The 13,414-nt window shown below is 68.9% G+C and carries 12 protein-coding genes; 9 read left to right on the forward strand and 3 right to left on the reverse strand.

What is annotated here, in order from left to right:
• Positions 1-833: 833 nt before the first annotated feature.
• Entirely contained in the window at positions 834-1,043 is a 210-nt protein-coding gene (locus ACFYWG_RS15030; protein WP_376323627.1) for a hypothetical protein, read from the reverse strand.
• Positions 1,044-1,175: 132 nt separating this feature from the next.
• Here ACFYWG_RS15030 and ACFYWG_RS15035 point away from each other — a divergent pair, with 132 nt between their 5' ends.
• Complete coding sequence (locus ACFYWG_RS15035; protein ID WP_376323629.1) at positions 1,176-2,150, forward strand: carbohydrate kinase family protein; 975 nt, start codon at positions 1,176-1,178, stop codon at positions 2,148-2,150.
• Between the two features lie 85 nt (positions 2,151-2,235).
• Here the strand turns inward: ACFYWG_RS15035 and ACFYWG_RS15040 are convergent, their stop codons facing one another.
• Positions 2,236-3,612 (reverse strand): cysteine desulfurase/sulfurtransferase TusA family protein, encoded by a 1,377-nt coding sequence (locus tag ACFYWG_RS15040; protein WP_389201576.1) that lies wholly within the window; start codon positions 3,610-3,612, stop codon positions 2,236-2,238.
• A gap of 264 nt (positions 3,613-3,876) precedes the next feature.
• Between ACFYWG_RS15040 and coxB the strand changes: the two genes are divergently transcribed.
• The 4 genes from coxB to ACFYWG_RS15060 all read left to right on the forward strand — a co-directional run bounded on the left by coxB (position 3,877) and on the right by ACFYWG_RS15060 (position 8,370).
• Positions 3,877-4,842, forward strand: coding sequence for a cytochrome c oxidase subunit II (coxB, locus tag ACFYWG_RS15045; RefSeq protein ID WP_376323633.1), 966 nt, complete (start codon positions 3,877-3,879; stop codon positions 4,840-4,842).
• Positions 4,839-6,575 carry a cytochrome c oxidase subunit I gene (gene ctaD / locus ACFYWG_RS15050; RefSeq protein ID WP_376323635.1) on the forward strand — a complete coding sequence of 579 codons (1,737 nt, stop codon included), beginning with the start codon at positions 4,839-4,841 and terminating at the stop codon, positions 6,573-6,575. Before coxB ends, ctaD begins: the two co-directional genes overlap by 4 nt.
• Positions 6,572-6,970 (forward strand): cytochrome c oxidase subunit 4, encoded by a 399-nt coding sequence (locus tag ACFYWG_RS15055; protein ID WP_376323637.1) that lies wholly within the window; start codon positions 6,572-6,574, stop codon positions 6,968-6,970. The genes ctaD and ACFYWG_RS15055 overlap by 4 nt, the downstream gene beginning before the upstream one ends.
• A 149-nt stretch (positions 6,971-7,119) precedes the next feature.
• Positions 7,120-8,370 (forward strand): Ig-like domain-containing protein, encoded by a 1,251-nt coding sequence (locus tag ACFYWG_RS15060; protein WP_389201579.1) that lies wholly within the window; start codon positions 7,120-7,122, stop codon positions 8,368-8,370.
• Positions 8,371-8,577: 207 nt separating this feature from the next.
• Here ACFYWG_RS15060 and ACFYWG_RS15065 read toward each other — a convergent pair whose 3' ends face one another.
• Entirely contained in the window at positions 8,578-8,979 is a 402-nt protein-coding gene (locus ACFYWG_RS15065) for a hypothetical protein (RefSeq protein WP_376323641.1), read from the reverse strand.
• Positions 8,980-9,134: 155 nt separating this feature from the next.
• Here ACFYWG_RS15065 and ACFYWG_RS15070 point away from each other — a divergent pair, with 155 nt between their 5' ends.
• The 4 genes from ACFYWG_RS15070 to ACFYWG_RS15085 all read left to right on the forward strand — a co-directional run bounded on the left by ACFYWG_RS15070 (position 9,135) and on the right by ACFYWG_RS15085 (position 13,331).
• Positions 9,135-9,755 carry a heme-copper oxidase subunit III gene (locus ACFYWG_RS15070; RefSeq protein WP_376323642.1) on the forward strand — a complete coding sequence of 207 codons (621 nt, stop codon included), beginning with the start codon at positions 9,135-9,137 and terminating at the stop codon, positions 9,753-9,755.
• A gap of 80 nt (positions 9,756-9,835) precedes the next feature.
• Complete coding sequence (locus tag ACFYWG_RS15075; RefSeq protein ID WP_376323643.1) at positions 9,836-10,648, forward strand: c-type cytochrome; 813 nt, start codon at positions 9,836-9,838, stop codon at positions 10,646-10,648.
• The gene (locus ACFYWG_RS15080) at positions 10,645-11,712 is read left to right on the forward strand and encodes a Rieske 2Fe-2S domain-containing protein (RefSeq protein WP_376323645.1); all 1,068 of its coding nucleotides are present in this window, start codon (positions 10,645-10,647) and stop codon (positions 11,710-11,712) included. The genes ACFYWG_RS15075 and ACFYWG_RS15080 overlap by 4 nt, the downstream gene beginning before the upstream one ends.
• Positions 11,709-13,331 (forward strand): cytochrome bc complex cytochrome b subunit, encoded by a 1,623-nt coding sequence (locus ACFYWG_RS15085; protein WP_376323647.1) that lies wholly within the window; start codon positions 11,709-11,711, stop codon positions 13,329-13,331. The genes ACFYWG_RS15080 and ACFYWG_RS15085 overlap by 4 nt, the downstream gene beginning before the upstream one ends.
• Positions 13,332-13,414 lie beyond the last annotated feature (83 nt).

Genomic DNA, 13,414 nt, shown 5'->3' on the forward strand with positions numbered 1-13,414 from the left:
GGAACCGGACCCGCCGGAGCCAGGGCCGGTCCCGCCGGAGCCAGGGCCGGACCTGGCGGGGGCCGCCCCGGAGGACGCTCGCCCGGCCCCGCCGTCGCCGGCACGCTCGGCGTCCACTCCGGCTGCGCCGAGGCGCGCCGCGCCCTGCTCGCCGTCGCCCGTGGGCGCCGCGCTCGCCCCGCCGTCGCCGGCGCGCCCGGCGTCCGCGCCAGTTTCGTCCGCGCGCTCCCCGCCCGCTTCGGCACCGTCCGCAGACTCCTGGTTCGCTGCGGCGTCGCCCGCGGCCTGTGCGCTCGCTCCGCCGTCTCCGGCCGGCTCCGCGCTCGGCCCGGTTGCGCCCGTGACGGTGACCGCAGGGGTCCCCTCGGCGTCCTGCTCCTTCACTCCGGCCGCCCGGCCCTCCGCCGCTCCACCGGGCCCGGAGGCCCGCTCCGACCGGACGGCCCCGTCCGAGACCCCGGCAGCCTCGGAGGCTTCGGCACCCTCCGAAGCCGTGCCACCCTCCGAAGTACCGGCCTCATCCCGAGTCCCGGCACCCTCCGAAGTCCCCGGGCCTTCCGAAGCCCCGGCACCCTCCGACGCACCGGTCGTGCTCGAAGGGGTCGGCTTGCCGGGCTTTGCCGCGTCGTCGGCGGTGGCGCCCGGTTCCCTCGCGGCGTCGTCGTTCTCGGGTCGCTCGGTGTTCACCGCATCGCTCCTTCGGCTGCACAGCTGTCCCAGGGGACCCTGCCCGGCCGGATCAGGGCCGCTGGTGGGTCGTATCCCGTCTCCCCTTTACGGGGGACAGCGATGGGACGCAGCGGGGGAGCTCGCGGTTCCCGTGCGTGCGCCGTTCAGTCGCCGTAGTCCGACATCGCGTCGAGCAGCCGCGCCGACGCGACGGGCACCCGCACGCCGTGGATCCGGGCCGGGGAGACCGGACGGGAGGCGACCCGCTCGGGAGCCGCCCAGTGCGGAGCCATCCGCGCTCCCTCACCCGGCAGCGACGCCAGATCGCCTTCGATGTCGACCGGAACGGTGGTCTGGAAGTCGAGGTTCGTCATGACGGCACCGTATGCACGGCCCGGTGCACGGAGAAAGATCTACTATCGGGTAGTTTCGTTGCCTTCAGAGCGGCCACGCCCACCCGATAGCGTGAGACGTCAAGGTCCGCCTCCCTCAGGAGAATCCACGCCGTGCGCATCGCAGTCACCGGCTCCATCGCCACCGACCACCTCATGACCTTCCCCGGCCGCTTCGCCGACCAGCTCGTAGCGGACCAGCTGCACACGGTCTCGCTGTCGTTCCTGGTCGACAAGCTGGACGTCCGCCGCGGCGGCGTCGCCGCGAACATCGCCTTCGGCATGGGACAGCTCGGCACCCGGCCGGTCCTGGTCGGCGCCGCGGGCGCGGACTTCGACGAGTACCGCGCCTGGCTGGAGCGGCACGGCGTCGACACCGACTCCGTCCGCATCTCCGACACGCTGCACACCGCCCGCTTCGTGTGCACCACCGACGCCGACCACAACCAGATCGGCTCCTTCTACACCGGCGCCATGAGCGAGGCCCGCCTCATCGAGCTCAAGACGGTCGCGGACCGGGTCGGCGGTCTGGACCTGGTCTCCATCGGCGCCGACGACCCGGAGGCGATGCTCCGCCACACCGAGGAGTGCCGCACGCGGGCCATCCCGTTCGCCGCGGACTTCTCCCAGCAGATCGCCCGCATGGACGGCGAGGAGATCCGCATCCTGCTGGACGGGGCGACCTACCTCTTCTCCAACGAGTACGAGAAGGGCCTCATCGAGACCAAGACCGGCTGGACGGACGCCGAGATCCTGTCCCGGGTCGGCCACCGGGTGACCACCCTCGGCGCGCGGGGCGTGCGCATCGAGCGGGCCGGCGAGGACCCCATCGAGGTCGGCACGCCGGACGAGGAGCGCAAGGCCGACCCGACGGGCGTCGGCGACGCCTTCCGCGCCGGGTTCCTCTCCGGCCTGGCCTGGGGCGTCTCCCTGGAGCGGGCCGCGCAGGTCGGGTGCATGCTGGCGACCCTCGTCATCGAGACGGTCGGCACGCAGGAGTACCAGCTGCGGCGCGGCCACTTCATGGAGCGGTTCACCAAGGCCTACGGGGACGAGGCCGCGGAAGAGGTCCGCGGGCACCTGGCCTGACCGCCGCGGCCGCGGGTGCGCGAGGATCGGTCGCGCACCCGCGGCGGGCCGGCGGCGCGGACGCGGCCCCGCGCCCCCGGGCGGCTCAGCTCGCCCGGCGGACCAGGTACGCCGTTCCCCGGTCCGCCGGTTCCTCGCCCACGTACTCCTGGTTCCTCATCGCGCACCACGCCGGGATGTCCAGGCGGGCCGCCTCGTCGTCCGACAGGACCCGGACCAGGCCCCCCACGGGTACGTCACCGATGACCCGGGCGAGTTCGATGACCGGGATCGGGCACCTCTTGCCCAGGGAGTCCACGACCAGCACGTCCTCCCGCACCACCGTCTCCGAGACCGGCGCCCCCAGCTTCTCCCGCACCGCCGCCACGGCCCGGGGCAGCACCTCCAGGAACCTCTCCACATCCTCCTCGGCCGCCCCCATCGGCAGCGAAACCCGCACGTTCCCCTCACTCAGCACGCCCATGGCCCGCAGGACGTGGCTGGGGGTCAGGGTGCTGCTCGTGCAGGACGATCCGGACGAAACGGAGAAATCGGCTCGGTCCAGCTCGTGCAGCAGGGCCTCGCCGTCCACGTAGAGGCAGGAGAAGGTGACGACCCCGGGCAGGCGGCGCACCGGGTCGCCGACCACCTCGACGTCGGGAACCAGCCGCGGCACCCGGGTCCGGATCCGGTCCGTCAGCTCCCGCAGCCGCCGCGCCTCTTTGGCGGCCTCGGCCCGCACGGCGCGCAGCGACGCGGCCGCCGCCACGACGGCCGGGATGTTCTCGAAACCGGGCGCCCGCCCCGACTCCCGCTCGTCCGCGGGCCCTTGCGCCGCGAAGCGCACCCCCTTGCGGACCACGAGCAGCCCGACCCCGGACGGTCCGCCCCACTTGTGCGCACTGCCCGTCAGCAGCGACCAGTCCCCGTCGACCGGGCCCCAGGCGAGCGACTGCGCCGCGTCCACCAGCAACGGCACCCCGGCCTCCCGGCACAGGCGGGCCACCTCCTCGACCGGCTGCTCGGTGCCCACCTCGTGGTTGGCCGACTGAAGACACGCCAGGGCCGTCCCGGGGCGCAGGGCTTCGGCGTAGGCCGCGGGATCCACCGCCCCGTGCCGGTCCACCGTCACCTGACCGACCGAACCGCCCTCCGCCTCGTGCAGCTCGGCCGAATGGAGTACCGAGGAGTGTTCGACCGCTGACACGATCAGGTGGCGTCCGGCCCGCCGCCGGCCGGCCAGCGCGCCCGCGATCCCGGTGTGCACGGCACGGGTCCCGGAGGAGGTGAACACCAGCTCGTCGGGACGGCACCCCACCGCCTCGGCGGCGGCCTCCCGTGCCGCGTCGAGCAATAGCCGCGCCCGCCGCCCTTCCCTGTACAACCGCGCGGGATCCGCCCACCCCTCGTCGAGGGAGGCCAGCAGGGCCTGCCGGGCGACGGGATGGAGCGGAGCGGCGGAGGCGGCATCGAAGTAACCCACACCGCAACGCTAGAACGCCCGGAAGCGGAACGAACCCCGGGGGCGCGGGGAACCGCGCGAAAAGCCACAATCCACCCGCAGCCGCCAAATCAGCGAACCACCCGAGTGAGTAGGCACCCCTCCCCGAGAACCCCCGGAGGGCGTCGGCTAGGGTTTGGTCCGCATAAACATCCAAACCCCTGCCCGACGCAGGGCGGCGACCGACCAGCGAGAAGGCCAGGCCGCAGCCGATCCGCGCGGGCGAGACTCTCGGGAAGGCGCTACGTGAGTCCCAACGGCTCCGACCGCTCGCCGCGGCGCCCGATGCGGCGGAAGCTGCTGCAGGCACTGACCGCGGGCCTGGTCTTGGCGACAGCCACCGGTTGCTCGTACAACTGGGAAGACTTCCCCCGCCTTGGTATGCCCACCCCGACCACGGAAGAGGCTCCGCGGATCCTCTCCCTGTGGCAGGGGTCCTGGGCGGCTGCGCTCGCCGTCGGCGTGCTGGTGTGGGGTCTGATCCTGTGGAGTGCTTTCTTCCACCGGCGCAGCCGCACCAAGGTCGAGGTACCTCCGCAGACCCGGTACAACATGCCCATCGAGGCGCTGTACACCGTGGTCCCGCTCATCATCGTCTCGGTGCTGTTCTACTTCACCGCCCGCGACGAGTCCGAGCTGCTCAGCCTCAAGAAGAAGCCCGACGTCACGGTCAACGTGGTCGGCTTCCAGTGGAGCTGGTGCTTCAACTACATCGAGCCCGTCGCCGGCACGTCCGGTGACGCGAAGACCTCCAAGGACCTGGACGCGATCCCGGACCGGTTCAAGAAGGAATTCCCGGCGAACGCCGGCGGCACCTACGACTGCGGCACCCCGGGCACCCGGAACCCGCAGACGAACAACCCGGGTCCGACGCTCTGGCTCCCCGAGGGCAAGAGGGTCCGCTTCATCCTGACGTCCCGTGACGTCATCCACTCCTTCTGGGTGGTGCCCTTCCTGATGAAGCAGGACGTCATCCCGGGCCACACCAACGCCTTCGAGGTGACCCCCAACAAGGAGGGCACCTTCCTGGGCAAGTGCGCCGAGCTCTGCGGCGTCGACCACTCGCGCATGCTGTTCAACGTGAAGGTCGTCTCCCCCGAGCGCTACGAGCAGCACCTCAAGGACCTCGTGAAGAAGGGGCAGACCGGTTACGTCCCGTCCGGCATCGAGCAGGCGGGCCACGAGAAGAACCGGGAGTCGAACGTACTGTGAGCATCCTGAATGACCCCAAGGGTGCCGCGGCTGCTGGGTCCCACTACGAGGACGAGCAGCCGGTCCGGCGCCAGAACCGCGGCAGTGTCGTGGTCAAGTGGCTGACGACGACGGATCACAAGACGATCGGCACGCTGTACCTGGCGACGTCCTTCGTGTTCTTCGTCATCGGTGGCGTGATGGCGCTGTTCATGCGCGCCGAGCTCGCCCGGCCTGGTCTGCAGATCATGTCGAACGAGCAGTTCAACCAGGCGTTCACGATGCACGGCACGATCATGCTGCTGATGTTCGCGACGCCGCTGTTCGCGGGCTTCGCGAACTGGATCATGCCGCTGCAGATCGGCGCGCCGGACGTGGCGTTCCCGCGGCTGAACATGTTCGCCTACTGGCTGTACCTGTTCGGCTCGCTCATCGCGGTGGGCGGTTTCCTCACCCCGCAGGGTGCGGCCGACTTCGGCTGGTTCGCCTACAGCCCGCTGTCGGACGCGGTCCGCTCGCCGGGCATCGGTGCCGACATGTGGATCATGGGCCTGGCCTTCTCCGGCTTCGGCACCATCCTCGGCTCGGTCAACTTCATCACCACGATCATCTGCATGCGCGCACCCGGCATGACGATGTTCCGCATGCCGATCTTCACCTGGAACGTGCTGCTGACCGGTGTGCTGGTCCTGCTCGCCTTCCCGGTCCTGGCCGCGGCCCTGTTCGCGCTGGAGGCGGACCGCAAGTTCGGCGCCCACATCTTCGACTCCGCCAACGGCGGCGCGTTGCTGTGGCAGCACCTGTTCTGGTTCTTCGGGCATCCAGAGGTGTACATCATCGCGCTGCCGTTCTTCGGCATCATCAGTGAGGTCATCCCGGTCTTCTCCCGCAAGCCGATGTTCGGTTACACGGGTCTGATCGGCGCGACCATCGCGATCGCGGGTCTGTCCGTGACGGTGTGGGCGCACCACATGTACGTCACCGGCGGTGTGCTGCTGCCGTTCTTCTCCTTCATGACGTTCCTCATCGCGGTCCCGACCGGTGTGAAGTTCTTCAACTGGATCGGCACGATGTGGAAGGGCTCGCTGTCCTTCGAGACGCCCATGCTGTGGGCGACCGGCTTCCTGATCACCTTCACCTTCGGTGGTCTGACCGGTGTCATCCTGGCCTCGCCGCCGATGGACTTCCACGTCTCCGACTCGTACTTCGTGGTGGCCCACTTCCACTACGTCGTCTTCGGCACCGTGGTGTTCGCGATGTTCTCCGGCTTCCACTTCTGGTGGCCGAAGTGGACCGGCAAGATGCTGGACGAGCGCCTGGGCAAGATCACCTTCTGGACGCTGTTCATCGGCTTCCACGGCACGTTCCTGGTGCAGCACTGGCTGGGCGCCGAGGGCATGCCGCGCCGGTACGCCGACTACCTGGCGGCCGACGGCTTCACCGCGCTGAACACCATCTCGACGATCAGCTCGTTCCTGCTCGGCATGTCGATCCTGCCGTTCTTCTACAACGTGTGGAAGACGGCCAAGTACGGCAAGCCGGTCGGCGTCGACGACCCGTGGGGCTACGGCCGCTCCCTGGAGTGGGCCACCTCCTGCCCGCCGCCGCGGCACAACTTCATCACCATGCCGCGGATCCGCAGTGAATCCCCGGCGTTCGACCTGCACCACCCGGAGATCGCAGCTCTCGACCAGCTCGAGAACGTGGGCCACGGCGACAAGGCCCTCGCTGGCGGCAAGGAGGCCGGCAAGTGAAGATCCAGGGCAAGATGTTCATGTGGCTGAGCGCCTTCGTGCTCATCATGGCGGTCGTCTACGGCTTCTGGTCGCAGGAGCCCGCCGGCACCACGGCCCTCTTCCTGGCGTTCGGCCTGTGCATCATGATCGGCTTCTACCTCGGCTTCACGGCCAAGCGGGTGGACGTCGGCGCGCAGGACAACAAGGAGGCGGACGTCGCGGACGACGCCGGCGAGGTCGGGTTCTTCAGCCCGCACAGCTGGCAGCCGCTCTTCCTGGGCATCGGTGGCGCCCTCGCCTTCCTGGCGGTCGCCATCGGCTGGTGGCTGATGTACTTCTCGCTGCCGGTCATCCTGGTCGCCATCTGGGGCTGGGTGTTCGAGTACTACCGCGGTGAGAACCGCACCCAGTAAGCAGTACGCACCGAGCACCGCAGGGGCCCGGACACTCCCGTGAGGAGCGTCCGGGCCCCTGCTGCCGTGTCCGCCGTCCACCGCAATGCGTGTCACTCGTACGAGTCGTTCGGCGTGCCGCGGTTGACGCTGCTTCCTAGCGTGAGGGCATGAGCCACACAGCGAACTCCCGCCCCGTCGTCAGCTGCACGCTGCTGGTGATAGCCCTCTGTGCGGGCGTCACCGCCTGCGGCTCGGACGGCGACCCGCTCTCCGCCCGCCCCTACGACGCGGCGGACCAGATCTCCTTCAACGCCCCCACCGAGGGCAACAGGAAGGCCGACCCGGACAAGCCGCTGGAAGTGGTCGCCGAGGACTCCGACGGGCGCATCACCGACGTGACGGCCTACGACGCCTCAGGGCGCTACGTGGCGGGCGAACTCGCCGCCGACGGACGCCGCTGGCACAGCACCTCCCCGCTGGCCGCCGACGCCGGTTACACGGTCCGGGTGAGCACCGAGAACGAGGACGGGGCACCGGGCCGCAAGGTGATCACCTTCACCACCGGCAAGCCCACCACCAAGAAGCGCCTGGACGTCGCGTTCGGCCCGAAGAAGGGCACCTACGGCGTCGGCCAGCCCGTCACGGCCGAGCTGAGCCAGCCCGTGAAGGACCCCGCCCAGCGGGCCGTCGTGGAGCGCGCCCTCAAGGTCACCTCCACGCCCGCCACCGAGGGCGCCTGGCACTGGGTGGACGACAAGAAGCTCCACTACCGCCCCAAGGAGTACTGGCCGGCCAACGCCACCGTCCAGGTCCGCAGCAACCTGGAGGGCATCAAGGTCGGCGACCGCATATGGGGCGGCAGGTCCGAGCCGCTGACCCTGACCACCGGCGACAAGCTGGTGGCCCTCACGGACGCCGCGGCCCACCGGATGACCGTCTACCGCAACGACGAGGTCATCCGCGAGATACCCGTCACCACGGGCATGCCCGGCTACGACACCCGCAACGGCGTCAAGGTCGTCCTCGCCAAGGAGGGCACCGTCCGCATGACCAGCGCCAGCATCGGCGCCTCGGACTTCTACGACCTGATCGTGCACCACTCGGTCCGGGTCACCAACAGCGGCGAGTACGTCCACGCCGCCCCCTGGTCGGTCGGCTCCCAGGGCTTCGCCAACGTCAGCCACGGCTGCACCGGCATGAGCACCGAGAACGCCGCCTGGTTCTACGAGACCGTCCGCGAGGGCGACATCGTCGAGGTGGTCAACTCCGGCGGCGACACGATGGCCCCGTTCGGCAACGGCTACGGCGACTGGAATCTCGACTGGGCGAAGTGGCGCACCGGCAGCGCCCTGACCGGCGGGGCGTCCGACGGACCCGCACAGGCCGACACGGCCCGCCTGACGCCCCAGAGCGTCTGACCGGCGGGCCCGCCCGGGCCCCTAGGGTCTGTCGTTTGGATCTTGGCGCAGGGCATCGGCAGCACCTGTGAATGCCGGTGAGCGGGGTCTGGTGCGTGCAGCTGCAAGGCGGAGGAGGGAGTCGATGCGGAGCATCGGCGAGTGACGACAACGCGGCAGATGCGCGTGCCGGGCCCCGCGTCTGCGTCATGATCCGAACGACAGGCCCTAGGCGTGCAGAGCGGCCTTCTCCCGCAGCAGGGACGCCAGCGCGGAGGCGAACTCCACCGGATCCACCGGCAGCGCCACCGCCGCCTCCGCGCGGCTCCACGTCGCCAGCCACGCGTCCTGCGGCCGGGCGATCAGCAGCAGCACCGGCGGGCAGTCGAAGATCTCGTCCTTGATCTGCCGGCACACGCCCATGCCTCCCATGGGCACGGCCTCGCCGTCCAGGACGCAGACGTCGATCCCGCCCTTGTCCAGCTCCTTCACCACCGCCGCGGGGGTCGCGCACTCCACGATCTCCACCAGGGGCACGTCGGGCGCCGGCCGCCGTCCCGTGGCGAGCCGTACCTGCTCGCGGGTGTGGGAGTCGTCGCTGTAGACCAGCACCGTGGCGGTCGGCTGCATTGTTCCTCCGTGACGTCAGCGTCGTAAGGACAGGCCCGTTGGGCCGGATGCTACTCCCTTGAACACCACGTCAACACCGGTACGAACGGTCACGAACGGTGAAGACACTCCGAACGGCACCCCCCGGAGTGAGGGCGGGATAAGCGAACGACATAATGTCGGTCGTGGCGACAGCAACGACAGTAGAAACCGGGCACGCGCACCCGTCGGTCAACCGGCCGAACCTCACCAGCGTCGGAACCATCATCTGGTTGAGTTCCGAGCTGATGTTCTTCGCGGCCCTCTTCGCGATGTACTTCACCCTGCGATCGGTGACCGGTCCTGACTTCTGGCAGGAGAAGGCCGACACCCTGAACTTCCCGTTCTCGGCGACGAACACCACGATCCTGGTGCTCTCCTCGCTCACCTGCCAGCTCGGCGTCTTCGCCGCCGAGCGCGGTGACGTGAAGAAGCTCCGGATGTGGTTCATCGTCACGTTCGTGATGGGTGCGATCTTCATCGGCGGTCAGGTGTTCGAGTACACCGAGCTGGTCAAGCACGAGGGCCTGTCCCTCTCGTCGGACCCGTACGGCTCGGTGTTCTACCTGACCACCGGTTTCCACGGCCTGCACGTGACAGGCGGTCTCATCGCCTTCCTGCTGGTCCTTGGCCGGACCTACGCGGCCCGGAGGTTCACCCACGAGCAGGCGACCGCTGCGATCGTCGTGTCCTACTACTGGCACTTCGTCGATGTCGTCTGGATCGGCCTCTTCGCCACGATCTACATGATCAAGTAGCAGGGCCCCAACCGCGCGTGCTCGACGAAGCGCGCATCCCAGAAGCATCGACGCAGAAGATCCTGACACCGGGGTAATCCGTGAAAAAGCTCTCCGCACGACGACGCCACCCGTTGGCGGCGCTCGTGGTCCTACTCCTCGCGCTGGCATGCACCGGGGGGCTGTACGCCGTGTTCGCACCCGCGGACAAGGCGCAGGCCGACGAAACTGCCCAGTCCCTCACCATCGAGGAGGGCAAGAAGCTCTACGCCGTCGGCTGCGCCAGTTGCCACGGCACCGGCGGTCAGGGCACCACCGACGGGCCGAGCCTGGTGGGTGTGGGCGCCGCGGCCGTCGACTTCCAGGTGGGAACGGGCCGTATGCCGGCCGCCACCTCCCAGGGCCCCCAGGTCCCGGAGAAGAAGAACATCTACTCGCAGGCCGAGATCGACCAGCTCGCGGCGTACATCGCCTCGCTGGGCGCCGGTCCGTCCGTTCCGACGGAGGAGCAGTACGGCCCCGAGGGTGCCGACATCGCCAAGGGCGGTGAACTGTTCCGCACGAACTGCGCGCAGTGCCACAACTTCACCGGCAAGGGCGGCGCGCTCACGCACGGCAAGTACGCGCCGAGCCTCGAGGGCGTCACCCCGAAGCACATCTACGAGGCCATGCAGACCGGCCCGCAGAACATGCCGTCCTTCCCCGACACCACGCTGACGGAGAAGAACAAGAAGGACATCATCGCGTACCTCGACGCGGTCAACAGCGAGAAGACCGAGAGCCCCGGCGGCCTCGAGCTGGGCGGTCTCGGGCCGGTCAGCGAGGGTCTGTTCGGCTGGATCTTCGGTCTCGGCGGACTGATCGCCGTCGCCGTGTGGGTCGCCGCCCGGACCGCAAAGGCCAAGAAGTCATGAGTAGCCAAGACATTCCAGAAGAGAACCTGCCTGCCGCGCAGTCCGCAGGACACGACGAGCACGGTGTGGTGACCGTCGCGGACGAGAAGCACCCGTTCGCCGACCCGGGCCTGCCTCCCCACGAGCACCGGATCCAGGACGTCGACGAGCGGGCCGCCAAGCGGTCCGAGCGTTCGGTCGCCCTGATGTTCACGGTGTCGATGCTGGCGACCATCGCCTTCATCGCCGCGTTCGTGGCGATCCCGGTCGACAAGTCGGTGTACATCTTCCCGCTGGGCCACATCAGCGCGCTGAACTTCGCGCTGGGCGTCACGCTCGGCATCGCGCTGTTCTGCATCGGCGCGGGCGCGGTCCACTGGGCCCGCACCCTGATGTCCGACGTGGAGATCGCCGACGAGCGTCACCCGATCGAGGCGGCGCCCGAGGTCCGCGAGAAGGTCTTCGCCGACTTCAAGCAGGGCGCCAAGGAGTCCGCGCTCGGCCGCCGCAAGCTGATCCGCAACACCATGCTCGGCGCGCTGACGCTGGTCCCGCTCTCCGGCATCGTGCTGCTGCGCGACCTCGGCCCGCTGCCCGGCGACAAGCTCCGCCACACGCTGTGGTCCAAGGGCAAGCTGCTGGTCAACATGAACACCAACGAGCCGCTGCGTCCGTCGGACGTCACGGTCGGTTCGCTGACCTTCGCCAAGCCCGAGGGCCTGGAGGAGGACGACCACTCCTTCCAGAACGAGATCGCCAAGGCCGCCCTGATGATCGTCCGGATCGAGCCGGACGACATCAAGGACAAGCGCGAGCTCGAGTGGTCGCACGAAGGCATCGTCGCGTACTCGAAGATCTGCACCCACGTCGGTTGCCCGATCTCCCTGTACGAGCAGCAGACGCACCACGTGCTCTGCCCCTGCCACCAGTCCACCTTCGACCTGTCCGACGGTGCCCGAGTGATCTTCGGTCCCGCCGGTCACGCCCTGCCGCAGCTGCGCATCGGCGTGAACGACGAGGGCTACCTCGAGGCGCTCGGCGACTTCGAAGAGCCCGTCGGTCCTGCCTTCTGGGAGCGCGGATGAGTAACAACGACGACCGCCGCAAGGCGCCCGCCGGAGAGCGGGTCGCCGACTGGGCCGACGGCCGCCTGGGGATCTACTCCCTGGCCAAGGCCAACATGCGCAAGATCTTCCCGGACCACTGGTCCTTCATGCTGGGTGAGATCTGCCTCTACAGCTTCATCATCATCATCCTGACCGGTGTGTACCTGACGCTGTTCTTCCACCCGTCGATGAACGAGGTGGAGTACCACGGCAGTTACGTCCCGCTCCAGGGGCAGCTGATGTCGGAGGCCTTCGCCTCCACGCTGGACATCAGCTTCGACGTCCGCGGCGGTCTGCTCATCCGGCAGATCCACCACTGGGCGGCGATCATCTTCCTCGCCGGCATGTTCGTGCACATGATGCGCGTCTTCTTCACCGGCGCGTTCCGCAAGCCGCGCGAGATCAACTGGCTGTTCGGCTTCCTGCTGTTCGTCCTCGGCATGTTCACCGGTTTCACCGGCTACTCGCTCCCGGACGACCTGCTCTCCGGCACCGGTGTCCGCTTCACGCAGGGCGCGATCCTGTCCGTGCCGATCGTCGGCACGTACATCTCGATGTTCCTGTTCGGCGGGGAGTTCCCGGGCACCGACTTCGTCGCCCGGTTCTACTCGATCCACATCCTGCTGCTGCCGGGCATCATGCTCGGGCTCGTGGTCGCCCACCTGATCCTGGTCTTCTACCACAAGCACACGCAGTTCGCGGGCCCCGGACGGACCAACAAGAACGTCGTCGGCATGCCGCTGCTGCCGGTCTACATGGCCAAGGCCGGAGGCTTCTTCTTCCTGGTCTTCGGTGTCATCGCGGCCATCGCCGGCATCGCGACCGTCAACCCGATCTGGGTCCTGGGCCCCTACCGACCCGACCAGGTGTCGACCGGTGCCCAGCCCGACTGGTACATGGGCTTCGCCGAGGGCCTGGTCCGCGCCATGCCGGGCTGGGAGATCAACTTCTGGGGTCACACGCTGGTCCTGGGCGTGTTCATCCCGCTGGTCCTGTTCGGCCTGTTCCTCGCGATCATCGCCCTGTACCCGTTCATCGAGTCCTGGGTCACCGGGGACAAGCGCGAGCACCACATCCTGGACCGCCCGCGCAACGCCCCGACGCGCACGGCCGTGGGTGTCGCCTGGATCACCGGCTACGTGATCATGCTGATCGGCGGTGGCAACGACATCGTCGCGACCCACTTCCACCTGTCGATCAACGCGGTCACCTGGTTCGTCCGGATCGGGTTCTTCCTCGGCCCGGTCATCGCCTTCGTCGTCACCAAGCGCATCTGCCTCGGCCTGCAGCGCCGGGACAAGGAGAAGGTGCTGCACGGCCGCGAGTCGGGCATCATCAAGCGCCTGCCGCACGGTGAGTTCATCGAGGTGCACGAGCCGCTCAGCCAGGAGCAGATGTACACGCTCACGGCGCACGAGCAGTACAAGCCGGCCGAGATCGGCCCGACGGTCGACGAGAACGGTGTCGAGCGCAAGGTGAAGGGTTCCGAGAAGCTGCGCGCCAAGCTCAGCGACGCCTACTACGGCGAGGGCTCCCAGATCCCGAAGCCCACCGTCGAGGAGTACCGGGAGATCACGAGCGGCCACGGCCACCACTGATCACTGCTTCGCCACGCCACTGAAGGGCCCCGTCCGGTGTTCGGACGGGGCCCTTCGCCCTGTCCGGGGCTGGATAGGGTGGA

It is taken from the genome of Streptomyces sp. NPDC003456, from assembly GCF_042878735.1.
GTDB lineage: Bacteria > Actinomycetota > Actinomycetes > Streptomycetales > Streptomycetaceae > Streptomyces.